This is a genomic window from Nitrincola alkalilacustris, assembly GCF_008973755.1.
Lineage (GTDB): Bacteria > Pseudomonadota > Gammaproteobacteria > Pseudomonadales > Balneatricaceae > Nitrincola > Nitrincola alkalilacustris.
The window spans coordinates 491039-507392 of record NZ_WBOM01000001.1; the positions used below are offsets into that span (position 1 = coordinate 491039).

15 protein-coding genes are annotated in these 16354 nt (G+C 53.6%); 8 read left to right on the forward strand and 7 right to left on the reverse strand.

Going from position 1 to position 16354, the window contains the following annotated elements:
* The first annotated feature begins 6 nt into the window (after window positions 1-6).
* The 6 genes from F7R27_RS02250 (at window position 7) to F7R27_RS02275 (ending at window position 7863) form a co-directional block, all read left to right on the forward strand.
* The gene (locus F7R27_RS02250; protein WP_151702577.1) at window positions 7-1449 is read left to right on the forward strand and encodes a class I SAM-dependent methyltransferase; all 1443 of its coding nucleotides are present in this window, start codon (window positions 7-9) and stop codon (window positions 1447-1449) included.
* On the forward strand, window positions 1449-2600 hold the full coding sequence (locus F7R27_RS02255) for a glycosyltransferase family 2 protein (protein ID WP_151702578.1): 1152 nt from the start codon (window positions 1449-1451) through the stop codon (window positions 2598-2600). The genes F7R27_RS02250 and F7R27_RS02255 overlap by 1 nt, the downstream gene beginning before the upstream one ends.
* Window positions 2597-3808, forward strand: coding sequence for a glycosyl transferase (locus F7R27_RS02260; RefSeq protein ID WP_151702579.1), 1212 nt, complete (start codon window positions 2597-2599; stop codon window positions 3806-3808). Before F7R27_RS02255 ends, F7R27_RS02260 begins: the two co-directional genes overlap by 4 nt.
* Complete coding sequence (locus F7R27_RS02265; RefSeq protein ID WP_151702580.1) at window positions 3805-6084, forward strand: glycosyltransferase; 2280 nt, start codon at window positions 3805-3807, stop codon at window positions 6082-6084. The genes F7R27_RS02260 and F7R27_RS02265 overlap by 4 nt, the downstream gene beginning before the upstream one ends.
* A 130-nt stretch (window positions 6085-6214) precedes the next feature.
* Window positions 6215-6940, forward strand: a complete 726-nt coding sequence (locus F7R27_RS02270) for a glycosyltransferase family 2 protein (protein WP_151702581.1) — start codon at window positions 6215-6217, stop codon at window positions 6938-6940.
* A complete protein-coding gene (locus F7R27_RS02275) occupies window positions 6940-7863 on the forward strand; it encodes a glycosyltransferase (RefSeq protein ID WP_151702582.1) in 924 nt (307 codons plus the stop codon). The genes F7R27_RS02270 and F7R27_RS02275 overlap by 1 nt, the downstream gene beginning before the upstream one ends.
* Here F7R27_RS02275 and F7R27_RS02280 read toward each other — a convergent pair.
* The 7 genes from F7R27_RS02280 to F7R27_RS02310 form a co-directional block, all read right to left on the reverse strand.
* Window positions 7784-8992: an acyltransferase family protein gene (locus F7R27_RS02280; RefSeq protein WP_151702583.1), complete on the reverse strand. Its 1209-nt coding sequence runs from the start codon at window positions 8990-8992 to the stop codon at window positions 7784-7786. The two genes, F7R27_RS02275 and F7R27_RS02280, sit on opposite strands and share 80 nt — an antisense overlap.
* Before the next feature lie 52 nt (window positions 8993-9044).
* The gene (gene rfbD / locus F7R27_RS02285) at window positions 9045-9911 is read right to left on the reverse strand and encodes a dTDP-4-dehydrorhamnose reductase (RefSeq protein ID WP_151702584.1); all 867 of its coding nucleotides are present in this window, start codon (window positions 9909-9911) and stop codon (window positions 9045-9047) included.
* Window positions 9912-9923: 12 nt separating this feature from the next.
* Window positions 9924-10496 carry a dTDP-4-dehydrorhamnose 3,5-epimerase gene (gene rfbC, locus F7R27_RS02290; RefSeq protein ID WP_151702585.1) on the reverse strand — a complete coding sequence of 191 codons (573 nt, stop codon included), beginning with the start codon at window positions 10494-10496 and terminating at the stop codon, window positions 9924-9926.
* Entirely contained in the window at window positions 10493-11380 is an 888-nt protein-coding gene (rfbA, locus tag F7R27_RS02295; RefSeq protein ID WP_151702586.1) for a glucose-1-phosphate thymidylyltransferase RfbA, read from the reverse strand. Before rfbA ends, rfbC begins: the two co-directional genes overlap by 4 nt.
* A 3-nt stretch (window positions 11381-11383) precedes the next feature.
* Window positions 11384-12445 (reverse strand): dTDP-glucose 4,6-dehydratase, encoded by a 1062-nt coding sequence (rfbB, locus tag F7R27_RS02300; RefSeq protein WP_151702587.1) that lies wholly within the window; start codon window positions 12443-12445, stop codon window positions 11384-11386.
* A 109-nt stretch (window positions 12446-12554) separates the two neighbouring features.
* Window positions 12555-12914: a diacylglycerol kinase gene (locus F7R27_RS02305; RefSeq protein WP_151702588.1), complete on the reverse strand. Its 360-nt coding sequence runs from the start codon at window positions 12912-12914 to the stop codon at window positions 12555-12557.
* Window positions 12911-13636: a SapC family protein gene (locus F7R27_RS02310; protein ID WP_151702589.1), complete on the reverse strand. Its 726-nt coding sequence runs from the start codon at window positions 13634-13636 to the stop codon at window positions 12911-12913. Before F7R27_RS02310 ends, F7R27_RS02305 begins: the two co-directional genes overlap by 4 nt.
* Window positions 13637-13802: 166 nt before the next feature.
* Here F7R27_RS02310 and F7R27_RS02315 point away from each other — a divergent pair, with 166 nt between their 5' ends.
* Both F7R27_RS02315 and F7R27_RS02320 read left to right on the forward strand, forming a co-directional pair.
* Window positions 13803-14603 carry a thermonuclease family protein gene (locus F7R27_RS02315; protein ID WP_151702590.1) on the forward strand — a complete coding sequence of 267 codons (801 nt, stop codon included), beginning with the start codon at window positions 13803-13805 and terminating at the stop codon, window positions 14601-14603.
* A gap of 120 nt (window positions 14604-14723) precedes the next feature.
* The gene (locus tag F7R27_RS02320) at window positions 14724-16337 is read left to right on the forward strand and encodes a tetratricopeptide repeat protein (RefSeq protein WP_151702591.1); all 1614 of its coding nucleotides are present in this window, start codon (window positions 14724-14726) and stop codon (window positions 16335-16337) included.
* The last annotated feature ends 17 nt before the right edge of the window (window positions 16338-16354 follow it).

Here is a 16354-nt window from a genome sequence, read left to right on the forward strand (position 1 = left end):
TGCGGTATGAGCAGTGAGGCCGATCAAACAGCTGAGCTGATGCGTCGAGGTCGCTTGCTGATCGTATCACCGGATGAGTTGATGTTGCCGGGGTTTGAGGCTTACGCGTGTGTTCATCTGAGTTATCAGTTTGTGCCGGGCCCATCACCTGATGGTTTTTCCGCCTGGTGGAGCGACAGCGAGACTGGTGATGATTGTGTATATAAGGCCTCAGTACTGGAACGATGTCACTCGCTTCAGGGGGGATATCAACAGCAGGCGCTGAATCGCCTGTTCTCGGGCCTGCTGCTGCGTTACCGTCCAGATGCCATAGTGGTCGTTGGGTTACATGGTTGTACACTGGATCTGTCGCGGATTGCCAGCCTGATGGGTGTGCCTGCTGTTTTGGTTCTGGACCAGTCGGCGGACAGCCTCTTTGCGGATCTGGATCGTTCGACAAGCTGCTGGGTCAGAGATGCCTTGTCGCGAGCAGATCTGGTGTGCAGTCTGGTGAAGCAAACCGGCTTCTGGCAATCCAGCCTGTCGGGGTTGTCGGAGCAAGTGGGACCAGAGGAGCTCCCAGCGAGATTGGCTGGTTTTATCTCTTCCAAAACAGCTCACAAGAGTTTCGACTATGCACTTTATGAGTTCTGTCAGCGAGATCATCCGCTGCTGGTGCAGATGCAGATGGCGGATACACGCCACTTCCAAGGCTGTGAGGCAGTACTGGATCTCGGGTGTGGTGCGGGGATATTCCTTGATCTGTTGCGTCGCCAGCGGATAGGTGCGGTAGGGGTTGAACGTGATCCTGCCATTGCCGAATATGGCAGAGGCATGGGGCTGGATATCATCACCGAAGATGCGATCCACTTTCTGGAACATCAGTCGCATCAGTTTGATGGTATCTATTGTGCTCATTTTGTGGAGCATCTGCCCTTCGATGTTGTCCGGAAACTGATTTCGTTGCTGGCTGCAAGGCTTCAGGATAATGGTGTGCTGGTATTGGTGTTTCCAGATCCCGAGTCGATTCGGTCACAGTTGCTCGGTTTCTGGCGTGATCCGGAGCATGTTCGCTTCTATCACCCTGAGCTGATCATGACGGTTGCTCGTGCTGCTGGTCTGGAGTGTGAATGGAGCAGCTATGATGATCAGCCACATGAGATAGTTTCCTTCGAGCTGGCACCCGAACCTCTGAGTCAGATAGAGCCCATGCAGATGCCTGTGATCGATACGGATGCCACTTATGGTTTCTGGGATAGGCTGATGCGTCGTCTGGGCCTTGTGTCGGGCCGGCGCTTTCGTTCGCTGGAGCAGCAGATGCGAGAAACTCAGCAGGTGTTTTTGCAGCATGCCCAGCAGCAGCAGCAATTGATCAGTGACATGGCGGTCAGAACCGAGCACCTGTGGTCGGTCAATAGAACCTGGGCCTGGCCTGATAATGTGGTACTGAAACTGAGGAAGCGATCATAATGAGCGAGCAGGCAGGGCAGCACGCGATAGATGTCGTGATTCCCGTTTACCGGAGTCTTGCGGCAACCCAGCGTTGTATCGAGTCGGTCCTTTCGTCCCGTATCAGCTCTGAAGTGAATGTGCTGGTGGTGGATGATGCCTCACCAGAGCCGGAGCTGTCTGCCTGGTGTGATCGCCTTTCCAGTGAAGGGAAAATAACACTGCTGCGAAACGAGCAGAATCTGGGTTTTGTCGCGTCGGTCAATCGGGCGATGCAACAAAACACTGACCGGGATGTTGTGCTCCTGAACAGTGATACTCAGGTGAGCGAGGGCTGGCTCAAGCGTATGCAGGATGCAGCAGCATCAGATCCACATATTGCGACTGTGACACCTTTTTCAAATAATGCCACTATCTGCTCCTATCCGCTCTTTTGTCAGTCTTCCGGACTGCCACAAGGGGTATCACTGGCAGAGCTGGATAAGCTATTTGCCCAGGCGAATGCCGGGGTTTATCCTGACCTGCCGACCGGTGTCGGCTTCTGCCTGTATATCCGTCGTGTTGCCCTGGATGAGCTGGGCTACTTTGATGAGGAGGCCTTTGGGCGTGGCTATGGGGAAGAGACAGATTTCTGCATGAAGGCGAGCCGGGCAGGCTGGCAGAATCGTCTCTGTGCCGACCTGTTTGTTTACCATGAAGGAGCCGTCAGCTTTGGTCAGGATCGTGATGAGCGAATTGTTCATGCTGAACAGATAATGCAGGAGCGTTACCCGGAATATCGACAGCAGGTTTCGTTGTTCATAGATCAGGATCCTTTGAGGACTCTACGCGACAAAGTGGATCATTTGCGATTGACTCTTCCTGATCAGGCCAGGCGTATTCTGGAAGAGCAGCAGCTGCATAGAGAGTGGTTGCTGAGTGGGGTGGCGAGGGAAAAAGGACAAATTAAACAGGACCTGCAGCAGACGCGAGATGCCTTGTCACACACAGAGCAGTTATTGCGTGAAGCGAGAGAGGCATTTGCCGAGACGGATAAGGCACTGGCAGATGCGCAGAGAGTCGTCAGGGATTATGAGCAGGAGTTGGCTGCGTTGAAGCAGCGATGGTTTGTCCGCATCGGGCGCCTGTTTGATATCAAGTTATGGATCAGCAAGTTTTCAGGAAAATTATGACTTCTAACGTACATACCTATACCAGTATCACAGCCAACTATCTGCCTAAGGCACGTGTCCTGGCTGAGTCGATCAAGCGTGTTGATCCGTCAGTCACCTTTCATCTCGTTCTGGCTGATAACCTGCCCAGTGGCTTTGACCTGGCGCAGGAGCCGTTTGATAATGTGATTCTGGCTGATGACCTTCCGATTGAAAACTTCCGCCCCTGGGTGTTTTCACATACTGTCGTTGAACTGTGCACAGCGGTGAAAGGACTGGCGCTGGAGACGATTTTCGAGAAGCATGGCGCGGATAAGGTTTTTTACTTTGATCCGGATATGGCGGTCTTTTCGCGTCTGGATGAGTTGAGCGGCTTGCTGGATCATCACAGTACACTTTTGACACCACATCAGACCGAGCCTGAAACCAGTGTTGCGGCCATCATGGATAATGAGATGGCAAGCCTGAAGTATGGAGTGTTCAATCTTGGTTTTGTGGGGGTACGTAACAGCTCTGAAGGGCGTCGTTTTTCACGCTGGTGGGCTGATCGCCTGCTGCAGTTTTGCCATGATGACCACCCGCGTGGTCTGTTTACCGATCAGAAGTGGGTTAACCTTGCGCCCTGTTTCTTTGAAGATATCAAGGTTCTGCGCTCGCCCGCATTCAATGTTGCAACCTGGAACCTGACCAACCGCAAGGCTACCGGCACCATGGCCGATGGTGTGCTGATCAATGGTGAGCCACTGGGCTTTTATCACTTCTCGGGTTTTGACAGTGGTGCCCAGGAGATCATGCTGAACAAGTATGGCGCTAACAGCCCTGCTCTGTATGAGCTGCGTAACTGGTATATCGCCGAGTGTGAGCTCCACGGTCAGTCTGCACTGGGCAGGCTGCCTTCCAAGTTTGCTTTTTTTGATGATGGTTCGGTGATCAGCAAGGCACACCGCTTGTTGTATCGTGAGCGTCTGGATCTGCAGAAGGCTTTTCCTGACCCTTTTTCCACTGTCAAAGGTGGCTATAAGGAGTGGTTTGCCAATAATGCCAGCCAGACTCAGGATTTCAGAGTGCTGTCGGTGGATGCCAACGCGAGCTTCAGGGATGTAGTGCAGGATATGAGCAGCTTCTTTCATCAGACCGCCTACTCAGGCAAGGCCAATAGTTGGCCGAAGCGTCAGTTGCTGAAATTGATGTCTGGCCTGCTGAGCGCCGGAGTGCGTTTGATCAAATGAGATTGGTCGACGTCGACAGCAGGGGGCAGACGCATACGGAAAGTGTTCACCGCTGGCATATTGTACTGATTGCCTTTTCCGGTGAGGAAAGGTTGCTGAGCGACTCACTGACCCAGATCAGCGAGCAGTCGCTTGATCCTGCTGGATTGCTGCTCTTGTGCTCAGATACATCAGAGTTGCGTGTGGCTGCCAGTGAGTATTCTGCTCAATTTGAGTTGCCAGAGGTGCCTGACATGGGGCGCTATTGGTTAACACTGTTGCGTAAGCTGCCGCTGGAAGTGCCGACCTTGATCGTTCGCGCCGGTTGCCATCTGCCTCAATACTGGGATGCTCGTCTGATGGCTGTGTCCGAGCAGTCTCCGCACTTGACTGTTATTTCTCCCCTGAATGTATCCGAGCCTTTCTTTTCACTGCTGAACCCTAAGAGGGAGCAGCCACGGGCGATGACCATCGATGCGCTGGATCAATGGCGAGGCTGCTACGCTGAAGGGATGGCATTTGATGTGCCAGCTATCTCTTCTGCTGTTACCTTGATTCAGCCCTCTGTTGATGGTTTTCTTGCAGTGGATATGTCCAGCGATGCGGAGCTGATGCAACAGCTTCGACATCACGGCGCTGGGATGATCTGTACCGATCAGTTGGTTGTGGATGATAGTCATGTCGGCGTCCGTCCCGACAACAGGGCATTTGCCACGGATGTCGAGCTGCAGTCTCTGGGTGATGCTCATCCGCTGACCGGTATGCGCCATGCTCTGACCCAGTTGGTGGGGCGACAGGAGTTACCGGCGCGACAGATGGATTGCAAGCCGGTCATGCTGCATGTCAGCCATAGCTGGGGTGGTGGGCTTGGGCGCTGGGTTGAGGATTATATTGCCGCCGATGACACGCATAACCACCTGGTTCTCCGCTCTATCGGTCAGTGGGATGCATTCGGACATGCGGTGGCGCTTTACCCGTCGGCAAAGATGGATGTGCCGATCAAAACCTGGCCGCTGGCGCTACCGATAGTATCCACCGCAGCGAAGCATCATCAGTACTCTCAGGTGCTTGCGCAAATAATTGAGCACTATCGCGTCAGCATCGTGATGGTGTCTTCTCTGATCGGGCATTCGCTGGATGCGCTGCGCAGCAGTTTACCGACACTCTTTGTCTGTCATGATTTTTACCCCTTCTGCCCGGCTCTGGTGGCAACATTTGAGTCGCCTTGTGGCAGTTGTGATGCCGGGGCGCTCAAGGCGTGTGGCCAAAAGAACAGCCATCATCGTTTTTTTCCAACTGAGTCGGATGCACACTGGCTGGCCCTGCGTAAGCAGTTCAGCCTGGCAGTTCTTGCGTCTCAGGTGACGCTGGTTGCCCCTTCGGCCTCTGTGCCGGAGAGGTTGAAGCAACTGGAGCCTGCGCTGCTGTCCAAGGCATGTCATATCATCGAGCATGGCTTAACCGACGAGTTGGTTAGGCTCTTGCAGGCCGCACGTGAGCAGCCAGTCGAACAATTGTCTGAGTTGTCATCTGAACAGTCACTGGGCAGTCAACCGGAGCGATTGCGAATTGTAATTCTGGGTAGTCTTGCACAGCATAAAGGGGCAGATATTCTCGATGGCATGCTGGACGAGCTGAGTGTATTTGCCGATCTCTGGCTGCTAGGAGCCGGAGATGACGGTCGCCGCTACGATAAGCGCGCCAATGTCACTGTAATCACCTGGTATGAACGCGATTCGCTGGGCGAACACCTTGCCGGCATCAAGCCTGATCTTGGTCTGCTGCTGTCAAATGTGCCGGAAACCTTCAGCTATACCTTGAGCGAGCTCTGGGCGGCAGCGGTACCAGTACTGGCAACCCGGTTGGGTGCCTTTGCCGATCGTATTGAGCCGGGTCGTAATGGCTGGCTGGCAGATCCAGACAGCCAGAGCATGCTGGCGCAGTTGGTGCTGATCCAGCAGAATCGTGCTGAGTTGGCCAAGGTGAGCGCATACCTTCGACGCTCAGTGGTGCGCAGCAGTCATGATATGATTCAGGGTTATAATCAACTGCTGCCAGGAGTCCGGGATTTGCCTCTGAATATCTGGCTGGACTGTCGTACACCAGTGTCGGATTCCGTGCAGTTGGCTCAGGACGCAAAAGCGCTTTATATTGACCACCAGACACCCTATCGCAGGGTGTTGGTGGAGTTTCTTGAATATACAGCCGGTAAGCTGGGGCGTTCTCCTCGATTACCGCGGTTCTTGAGGCGTTTGGTATCCAAAGTGATTCGTAAGCTCAGTCAGCTATTGCGTTGATCAGCTACTTAACCTGAGTGGACTGAATTGAGCGGAGCTTGAATGTGGGTCAGGGCGGATGCACAATTCAGGGCGGTTTAGAATGAACCAGGGAGCGCCAAGTAATGCATCACCGAGTAAGAGGCTGATCATGCCTGTAAAAGAGGGTGCCTCTCTTGTCAGAGTCAGTGTCTGCCTCGCCTCCTTCAATGGTGAGGCTTATATTGAGTCCCAGGTCAGCTCTATTCTGGAGCAACTGGATGATACGGATGAGCTGATCATCTCCGATAACGGCTCCACAGATTCAACTCTTGATATCGTTTACGGCTTTCAGGACAGTCGTATCAAAATCTTCAGTTGTTCGCTTCCCGGGCCGGTGGCCAACTTCAATCATGCGCTGAAGCAGGCCCGGGGCGAGTATATCTTTCTTGCGGATCAGGATGATATCTGGTACGACACGCGCCTTGTTCAGTGTCTGGAGCAGTTAATCGAGTATGATCTGGTGGTTACGGACTGCAAGGTCGTGAATGAACAGCTGACACCCATGTACCCCTCTTTTTTCCAGCTCCGAGATTCAGGGCCTGGTTTCTACAAGAACCTTTTGCGTAACAGTTATCAGGGCTGCTGCATGGCATTCAATCGACACATTCTTGAAGCGAGCCTGCCGATACCGACCGATGTGCCGATGCATGACTGGTGGATAGGGCTGGTGGCAGAGCGGGTTGGTCGAGTCTGCTTTTTGCCTGTTCCTCTGCTCTTTTATCGACGCCACCAGGACAGCGCCAGTCATACGGCGGGTAAGACGACTGCCGGGTGGCTGACTCAGTTACGCTGGCGCTGGATCCTGTTGCGTCGTTTGTCAGGTGTGCACGGATAATGGCTGGCTGGTCTGGCGGGGCACCTCCGAGAGTGCTGGTCTGTCTGGCTGCCTATCAGGGGATGCCATGGCTGCAGGAGCAGGTGGAATCGATTTTGACACAGCAGGGTGTGGATGTGACTCTGCTGATCAGTATCGATCCCTCAGCTGATGGCACTGAGGCATGGTTTGAGTCGCTTGCCGCAGAACGGGATAATATCCATGTGCTGCCGACACAACAGCGTTTCGGTTGTGCCGCAGCAAATTTTTTCCGTCTGCTTCGTGAGGCTGATGTTTTGGACTATGACCTGGTCAGTCTTGCTGATCAGGATGATATATGGTTTCCGGATAAGCTGGTACGGGCAGCCACTTTTCTTGAGCAGCATCCGGGCATTGATGCCTACTCCAGTAATGTCTTGGCGTTCTGGCCTGATGGTCGTGAGCGTCTGGTACGCAAGGCCCAGCCGCAGGTAGCCTGGGATCATCTGTTTGAAGCACCGGGGCCTGGTTGTACATTTGTGATGCGCTCAGATCCAGTATGTCGCCTGCAGCACTTTTGTAAACAGAATGAGCAGGCGCTCGGCGAAGTCATGTCACATGACTGGTTTATCTATGCCTGGTTTAGAACACAGGAGCTGCGCTGGTTCATTGATCCGGAGCCGGGGCTGCGCTACCGTCAGCACGACAGTAACGAGCTGGGTATGAATCGTGGCCTCGCGGCCTATCGAAGCCGTCTGAGCAAGGTGCTCAAAGGCGAGTGGTTTACCCAGGCTACACTGATCGCCAGACTTACTGGTGTGGAGAAAGAAGCCTTTGTCAGGCCGTGGATAGCGTTGACACCGGCAGGGTTTTTCTACCTGTCACTCAGGTCGCACCTTTGCCGACGGCGCTGGCGTGATCGTCTGGCTTTTTCATTGCTGTGCCTGCTGCGTTGCTTTGTTTAAGTTCGTTCTGATCGTGCTTAGTCGGTTTGTCTTTCAGAAACAGTTTCTCGAAGAAGTGCCAGCTTGCTGCAGAGAGAATGATTGTACAGGTCAGTGTCATTGCCAGGAGCCCTCTTTTGTCTGGCCAGTCTAATTGCAGCAGTGAATGCAATACCGGCAGGTGCCATAGATAGAGTCCATAACTGATTCTGCCAAGGTAAAGAGCCGGCTGCAGGAGTGTGAGTCTTTGGATCGGAAGTGTCATGCTGAGGGCCAGAACCGAGGTGAAGCTCAGTGCCAGAGCTGTTTTCCACAGGCTGATCATGAGCGTGCTACTCCAATAGTCTGCAGTAGACCAGAAAATCGTCCAGGTTGGATAAATCATCACCAATGAAATACCACCCCAGCATGCAGCGTTCCGCCATGAGGGGCTGAGGAATCCTGCTGCTTTACTGTACTTTGCTCGTGTGATGAGTATTGCCAGCACAATGCCTGATCCGAAGGCGTCCAGCGTGCCTGGCAAGAGAGTGCTGTATACGTGCTGAGAGAGAGTGCTTGCTGAGCCGGGTGGCAGCAGCAGTGTGGTGCAGTAGCGATAGCCGATGGCGATGGAAATGAACAGCAGGATGAGCCTGATAGGCGATACCCGTGACAGCCAGGGTGTCAGTAAGGCGATCATGACATAGAACTGCATCTCCAGCGCCACTGACCAGTTAGGTCCATTAATGGAGCCATGGGTTGTCGGTAGCAGATTATGGATAAACAGAAGGTGGCTGACGATATGCAGCATTGCACTTTTATAGCCCAGCATCAACAGGGATGGATCCACCAGAAACAGGTAGATGAGCAGAGTGCAAAAGTATAGCGGAGCGATCCTTAACCAGCGGCGCTTGAAATACTCGGGCATGAAATGTGATCCGGATCGATCATAGGCTGCCAGAGCGGTCAGGGCAATTACAAAGCCACTGATCACAAAAAAGAGATCCACCCCTATCCAGCCGACCCTGAACAGCAGGAACCACCAGCCTTCGACTGGGAAGGATGTCCATTCACCGATCACAATGACATGGTAGACTATCACCAGCAGCGCAGCACAGGCACGCAGCAGGTCTATCAGGGGGAAGTACAGCCTGTTTCCCTGTGTATTCATCTTGTTAATATCCGTTTAACGGGTTTGAGCGCTTCCTGACCCTGGCTTGAGCTTACTCCGGCTTGAGCGTCTGTTGTAACGAATCCCGCCAGTGTGGGATGCTCAGATTGAAGGTCGACTTGATCTTCTGCTTGTTCAGCAGACTGTAGTGAGGCCTTGCGGCCGGGGTTGGATATTCCCGGCTCTCGATAGGGCTGACTGAACAGGGTAGCGCCTGAATCTCGAAAATGGCAGCGGCAAAGTCATACCAGCTGGCGACCCCTTCATTACTGTAGTGGTAAACCTCAGCCGTCTGTCTGTGTAACAGCGGGTTGCTGCAGATGCTCATGATGGCACTGGCCAGATCCCTTGCCTGAGTCGGTGTGCCGACCTGATCAAACACGACGTTGAGGCTGTCACGCTCCGCGCCCAGTCTGAGCATGGTACTCAGAAAGTTCTGACCATACTCCGAGTACAGCCAACTGGTACGGATGATGATGCCGCGCGTGCCTATCTCCTCTATCGCCTGCTCACCCAGGAGTTTGGTGCGGCCGTAAACTGACTGTGGGTTGGGCCTGTCACTCTCCAGATAGGGGCGGTGTTGCTTGCCATCAAAGACATAATCGGTCGAGATATGGATCAGAACTCCATGCTGGCTTTTGACATGAGCAGCAATGCGGGCGACTGCCAGATGATTCAGCTGATCAGCCAGCTCAGGTTCTGCTTCGGCTTTATCGACTGCAGTATAAGCGGCGCAGTTGATGACGATGTCGAACTGGTGTGTCTTGAAAAAGGTATCAATGGCGGCCGGATCACACAGATCCACCTCTTCGCGATCTATCAGACAGACTTCGAAGGGGCTGGCATCCTGAGTCATTGCCTGCAGGGCCTGTCCGAGCTGCCCTTTGGCGCCGGTAATCAGAAGTCTGGGGTTCGTCATGATAACCTGGTTTCAGTAGTAGTGTTGGTCATAATTGAAGGCTGTATCCAGCTCATTCAATGTCGGTTGTCGGCGGTCTTTGTCCGATAGGCTGAGATCATGCTCCGGCAGTAACCAGTTGATGTCAAGTAAAGCGTCATTGTATGCCAGCCCTCGATCGCACTCAGGGGAGTAGTAAGCGTCCACTTTGTAGCAGAAGGTCGCTGTGTCACTCAAGACGACAAAACCATGTGCAAAACCTCTGGGTACGAATAGCTGATGCTTGTTTTCATCACTCAGTTCGACCGCAACATGCTTGCCGAAGGTTGGGCTGCCTGTACGGATATCCACAGCCACATCCAGTACTCGCCCCTGTGTGACTCGGACCAGTTTGCTCTGGGCGTGTGGTGGTGTCTGGAAGTGCAGGCCGCGCAGAACGCCCCGAGAGGATCTGGATTCGTTATCCTGTATGAAGTTGACGGCATGGCCGGTTGCGGCCTCAAACAGATCCTGGCGAAAGGTTTCGGCAAAGTAACCGCGGTTATCGCCATGTATTCTGGGCTCTATCAGAAGTACTTCGGGTATGGATTGAGGGGTGAACTTCACTTGTGACGCCCCTCTTTGGCACGTCGTAACAGGTACTGCCCATATTGATTCTTGGCCAGTGGCTGTGCCAGGTCGATCAGTTGCTGTTTGCTGATGTAGCCCATCTCATAGGCGATCTCTTCCAGGCAGGCGATTTTCAGCCCCTGGCGCTTTTCAATAATCTCGATAAAGGCTGCCGCTTCCAGCAGGCTTTCATGGGTACCGGTATCAAGCCAGGCAAAGCCACGCCCCATCAGCTCAACCTTGAGGCGGTCTTCGGCCAGATACATCTGGTTGACGCTGGTGATTTCCAGCTCGCCACGGTGTGAAGGTACCACTTGCAGTGCTTTCTGAATCACATCGTTCGGGTAGAAATAGAGCCCGGTAACGGCATAGTTGGATTTTGGCTCCTTCGGTTTCTCTTCAATACTGATGGCGTTGCCCTGCTCATCGAACTCTGCAACACCATAGCGTTCCGGGTCGTTGACATGGTAGCCGAATACCGTTGCCTTGTTCTCGCTGCGTGCATTCTTGACGGCGTTATCCAGCATCGGTTTGAGATCGTGACCGTAGTAGATGTTATCGCCAAGAATCAGACAGGCATCATCGTTACCGATGAATTCGGCACCCAGTATAAATGCCTGAGCCAGCCCGTCCGGTGAGGGCTGCACGACATAGCTCAGTTGAATGCCCAGCTCTGACCCGTCACCCAGCAGACGCTTGAAGCTTTCCTGATCCTCAGGTGTGGTGATCAGCAGTATCTCGCGGATACCTGCCAGCATCAGTACCGATAAGGGGTAATAGATCATCGGTTTGTCATAGACCGGAACCAGCTGCTTGGAGATACCGCGAGTGATCGGATAAAGCCGTGTGCCACTGCCACCAGCTAGAATAATACCTTTCATCGGTTATGCTCCCAGTCTTTCCAGTTGATAGCTGCCATCCAGCACACGTTGCCACCAGGTCGGGTTTTCCAGATACCAGCGAACAGTCTTTTCGATACCCGTTTCAAAGGTTTCCTGTGGTCGCCAGCCCAGTTCCTGCTCAATTTTGGATGCATCTATCGCATAGCGGACATCATGTCCGGGCCGATCGGTGACAAAACTGATCAACTCGCGATAGCTGCCGAGTGCTTCCGGTCGGCGCTCCGGTGCCAGCTTATCCAGCAGGTCACAGATAGTCTCCACTACCTGCAGGTTGCGCATCTCGTTATGACCGCCAATGTTATATGTTTCACCCGGTTCGCCTTTGAGCAGAACCTGGTGCAGGGCACGGGCATGGTCGTCGACATAGAGCCAGTCTCTGATCTGCTGACCATTGCCGTAAACGGGCAGAGGTTTGCCATGCAGGGCATTGATGATCATGTGCGGGATCAGCTTCTCGGGAAAGTGGCGTGGACCATAGTTGTTCGAGCAGTTGGTGACCAGTATTGGCAGACCATAGGTTCTCTGCCAGGCTCTGACCAGATGATCGGAACTGGCCTTGCTGGCGGAGTAGGGTGAGCTGGGCGAATAGGGCGTGTCTTCGGTGAACAGATCGTCCGTGCCTTCCAGGTCGCCATATACCTCATCAGTGGAGATATGGTGAAAGCGGAAGCTGGCCTGACTGGCGGCATCCAGCGTTTTCCAGTAGTGGCGAGCAGCTTCAAGCAGTGTATAGGTGCCGACAATATTGGTTTCGATAAAGGCTGCCGGGCCATCAATGGAGCGATCAACATGGCTCTCGGCAGCCAGGTGCATGATCGCATCCGGCTTGTGCTCTGCCAGTATCTGATCAAGCGTCTGTCGGTCGCAGATATCCGCCTGAATAAAATGGTAGCGGGGGGTGTCGGCAATATCTGCCAGGGACTCAAGATTACCTGCGTAGGTCAACTTATCAAGATTGACGATCTGGTCCTGAGTCTGCAGCAACAGGTGCCTGACGACTGCGGAGCCGATAAAACCAGCTCCACCGGTAACAACTATTTTCATGGCAAGGGGTCCATGGCTACAGCGAAATTGAAGTTGTTGAAGTTTAACATTGTAAAGACTTGGCCAGCCAGTGAGTAAATAACTGATTGACTGGCTGTGTATGCCTTCACTACAGAGTGAGTATGAGTAACCAGGTCATGGCTGCCAGCAGGATGCTGATCAGCACGGCAGCCGAGCCGGCATCCTTGGCTTTACCACTGAGTTCACTGAACTCCGGGCTGATACGATCCACAATCGCTTCTATCGAGGAGTTGATCAGTTCGACGACCAGTATCAGCAACAGGCTTGCCAGCAACAGGGCACGCTCTACCCCAGTCAGATCAAGTATAAAGATCCAGGGGGTGAGCAGAAGGCAGACAATGACTTCCTGACGGAAGGCTGATTCTGTCTGCCAGGTTGAGCGCAATCCTTTCCAGGAGTAGCCCGCTGCTGCGATGATGCGAGTAATGCCTGTTTTACCCGGTTTCATCCGTTGGTCTGCTGCTTCCAGTTAGTGTGCAGATTGATTGCCTGCTGCAGCTTGGGTATCTGATTCATGGAGATCAGTTGTGCATAGGCCAGGGGTGTGGCGTTGGTTTTGCGCAGCTTCAGCCAGGTGTCATCAGTCAGACTGTTCAGTGCCTGCTCATCCACACAGTAGATGCCATTCACCGGATGTGTATCCTCGCCCTGATTCAGCGTTAATTCCCAGGGCTTGAGCAGGTTTTCTTCTGCCAGCACATTGATGGCGATCTGTGTGGCTTCACGATTCTGCTCAACCTGGCTGAGAAACTCGATCACACTCTGCATGACCGGCGAGGGTTTACCCTGGTCGTCAAAGAAGGTCTCACCTTCACCTGCATCCGCTATCAGGCCACTTTCCATGTCGATGCAGAGCACCTTTTTCGGATGGTTATCGGGCTTCAACAGCTTGAAGGGATGGCAGCGCAGATCAACCGGTACGTAGTCCCCGAACCAGTGCCCGTTCGGCATGATAAAATAGTTGATGCCGGGCTGCATGGATGTCATCGCAACCATCATGAAGCGATCTGCAACCTTGATGAATGCCAGAGGAAGTGAGCTTGCGAGTTTGGCAGCTTCACTGCCTACTATCGGTATCAGGTTACGCTGCGAGGCAAACGCGAAGTTGTCGACGCGCTTCCAGGATTTACTTGAAAATTCATCCGGAGTCACGATGTGCATCTGAGCCATGAAAATCCTGTCCTCTGTTGTCGCATGTTGTCATTGCAAACGCGCAATTCTAGCAGAAGATGACGCTTTTTATAAACACTAGTCGTCGGGCATGTGGATAATGATCTAAAATAGGCTGTGAAGTGGTATTGATCCAGAAGGATCTGGCAAGAGGAACTCAAGAAGGATGAAAATCAGAATGTGTCGGCCATTAAGTCTGCTAAGGGCGATCCTGTTGGGGTTGCTGGTATTTTCCGCCCCGGCATATGCCGAAATCTGCTCGATAATTCGCGAGGATGCCACGGCGCGGGTCAGTCATGTGCACGATGCCGACACAGTTCGCCTGACTAACGGCGAGAGGGTCAGGATACTGGGCATAGATGCGCCGGAGCTGGCGCGTGATGGCCAGCCGGATGAACCCTTTGCGGCTGAGGGGCGGGATTTCCTCAGAGAGTTGCTGGCTGAGCATGATAACCGTGTCGTGCTGCATTATGGCAATGAAACACATGATCGATATGGCCGGCGTCTGGCCTGGCTGTTCCTGCCGGATGGCAGTAATGTGCAGCGCTTGCTGCTTGAGCAGGGGCTGGTGATGCAGGTGTTTGTGTCACCGAATCTTGATTATGCCGATTGCCTGATGCTGCATGAGCAGGGGGCCAGACTCGCAAGGCGTGGTATCTGGTCGCAGACCGAATATCATCCAGGTATCGATAGTGTCATGGTGCCCGAGACGACTCGTGGTGCGGCGATTGTGAAGGGTGAAGTGGTGCGCATCGGTGAGAGTCGGGATAATATCTGGATCAATCTTGAAGGTGGTGTGGCGCTGCAGATCCGGCGCGAGAACCTGGGTGTGTTTGGTGATCTGAATCTGGAGCGGCTGAAGGGCAAGCTGGTTCGCGCCAGAGGGTGGCTGGTCAAGGAGGATCGGGCTCATCATCAGTGGCGTATGCGACTGGATGACCGGCGTGCGCTGGAGCTTCTGAATTAGTATTGTGTCGGGTGGGCTGGCCATGAGCAGCCAGGAACCGCAGTATCACTGGCGCTATCGACTTCTGTATCGTTATACTGGAGTCAAACCGGACAAACTCAGTACAGGGATTTGAGATAAGTGGCGCCGCGCAGAATCTCCTATGCAGACAAACGTGTTCTCTTGATAGAGAGCAGTGGCAATATGCGAGCCACCATCGTGCATATGCTGCGTGAGCTGGGTATCCAGAACATTCAGGCGATGACCGTTAATGAGCGGGTACTGGATCTTGTTCAGGAAGAACACTTTGACATCATTCTGCTGGGCCATAACAGCAGCGATAAAGTCACCGGGATACAGCTGCTGGAGGAGGCCCGCTACAGAGGCTACATGCGGCCGACCTCGGGCTGGATCTTTATGACCAGCGATTCGTCGCAGCAGGTGGTGCTGCACGCGATAGACAGTAACCCTGACTCGCTGATCACCAAACCCTTCTCCATTGAGGATCTCAAACACCGCATTGATGCACTCGTGGCCAAGAAGCAGGCGCTCAAGCCTGCAGATCAGGCACTTGAGGCAGGTGATCTGGAAAGAGCTGTACTCCACTGCGATGATATTCCCCCGTCTGACCCCTGTTATGATTTTGCACAGCGCCTGAAATCGGAGCTGTTGCTACAACTGGGGCGCCCTGATGAGGCCTACGAAGCCCTTGAAAAGCGCTTCTGGCAAACCTCTGATAAAGACACCGGACTGGTGCTGGCCAAGGCACTGTTGAAGCTGGACAGGCTGGCTGATGGTCGTGAGGTGTTAATGGGGCTGGTGGAGAGTTATCCGCTGTTTGTGCCGGCGCTGGATCTTCTGGCCAAGGTGCATGAACTTAACGGCGATCTTGCGATGGCACGTGAGGTGCTGCAGGAAGCTACTTCAAAATCGCCTCTGGGAATCCCACGACAGATGGAGCTGGGCCGGGTCGCGACACAGGTCAAGGCTCTGAAGTTGGCTGAGGGTGCCTATCGACGCTCCATCACACTGGGGCGCAGCAGTTGTTACCGCTCGCCGGAACCCTATCTGAAGCTGGCCAATATCCGCCGTCTGGAGATGAAGGATGCGGATAAAAAGGCCAGAATACTGTTGCACAATGAGCTGGATGAGTTGCTGAACCATGCGGAGTTCTCTTTTCCGAAGGATCAGGAGTTCAAGGTCAGAAGTGCGCTGTTGCGTGCCCAGGCCTGTCAGGAAAATGGCGAAATCAATGAGGCTGAGCGCTTACTGAAGCTGGCCAGCCAACATAATCACCAGTTGAGTCAGCCACTGGATCTGAAGCGCGAGGTTGTGCTGCTGTCCGGTGACGATGTGCCGATTCTGGAGCCTGTCAAAGCGCCTGAGGATAAGAAAAAAGGGAAAACAAAGGTAGTGCGCGACGAAGCGATGAGCGACAAGGTCAATCTGCTCGGCGTTCGCCACTATATGGCTGGCAAGCTGAATCAGGCGCTGCGCTACTTCAATCTGGCCATGGAATACAATCCGGCGAACGGTGTGGCCATGATCAATCTTGCCCAGCTTTACCTTGAAGCGGCTCGTGACAGCGAAGCCAAGCGGGATGAGCGGATTAAAATGGTCGGCCGCTTTCTGTTGTTGGCGGATCGCGTTCCCTTGTCACCAGCCGCCAAGGTCAGGCAGGCTCAACTGAAAAAGCTGATAAAACTGCCTGTCAGTGAACTGCCCGCTGGATCTCTGGGTTCTTTGTTGCGCTGATCCTTTCTGCCATACTG

What these genes read in the sequence shown, in the direction of transcription:
- F7R27_RS02250 (WP_151702577.1), top strand. Translation starts at nt 7, where the DNA reads ATGAGCAGTGAGGCCGATCAAACAGCTGAGCTGATGCGTCGAGGTCGC.
- F7R27_RS02255 (WP_151702578.1), top strand. Translation starts at nt 1,449, where the DNA reads ATGAGCGAGCAGGCAGGGCAGCACGCGATAGATGTCGTGATTCCCGTT.
- F7R27_RS02260 (WP_151702579.1), top strand. Translation starts at nt 2,597, where the DNA reads ATGACTTCTAACGTACATACCTATACCAGTATCACAGCCAACTATCTG.
- F7R27_RS02265 (WP_151702580.1), top strand. Translation starts at nt 3,805, where the DNA reads ATGAGATTGGTCGACGTCGACAGCAGGGGGCAGACGCATACGGAAAGT.
- F7R27_RS02270 (WP_151702581.1), top strand. Translation starts at nt 6,215, where the DNA reads ATGCCTGTAAAAGAGGGTGCCTCTCTTGTCAGAGTCAGTGTCTGCCTC.
- F7R27_RS02275 (WP_151702582.1), top strand. Translation starts at nt 6,940, where the DNA reads ATGGCTGGCTGGTCTGGCGGGGCACCTCCGAGAGTGCTGGTCTGTCTG.
- F7R27_RS02280 (WP_151702583.1), bottom strand. Translation starts at nt 8,992, where the DNA reads ATGAATACACAGGGAAACAGGCTGTACTTCCCCCTGATAGACCTGCTG.
- rfbD (WP_151702584.1), bottom strand. Translation starts at nt 9,911, where the DNA reads ATGACGAACCCCAGACTTCTGATTACCGGCGCCAAAGGGCAGCTCGGA.
- rfbA (WP_151702586.1), bottom strand. Translation starts at nt 11,380, where the DNA reads ATGAAAGGTATTATTCTAGCTGGTGGCAGTGGCACACGGCTTTATCCG.
- rfbB (WP_151702587.1), bottom strand. Translation starts at nt 12,445, where the DNA reads ATGAAAATAGTTGTTACCGGTGGAGCTGGTTTTATCGGCTCCGCAGTC.
- F7R27_RS02305 (WP_151702588.1), bottom strand. Translation starts at nt 12,914, where the DNA reads ATGAAACCGGGTAAAACAGGCATTACTCGCATCATCGCAGCAGCGGGC.
- F7R27_RS02310 (WP_151702589.1), bottom strand. Translation starts at nt 13,636, where the DNA reads ATGGCTCAGATGCACATCGTGACTCCGGATGAATTTTCAAGTAAATCC.
- F7R27_RS02315 (WP_151702590.1), top strand. Translation starts at nt 13,803, where the DNA reads ATGAAAATCAGAATGTGTCGGCCATTAAGTCTGCTAAGGGCGATCCTG.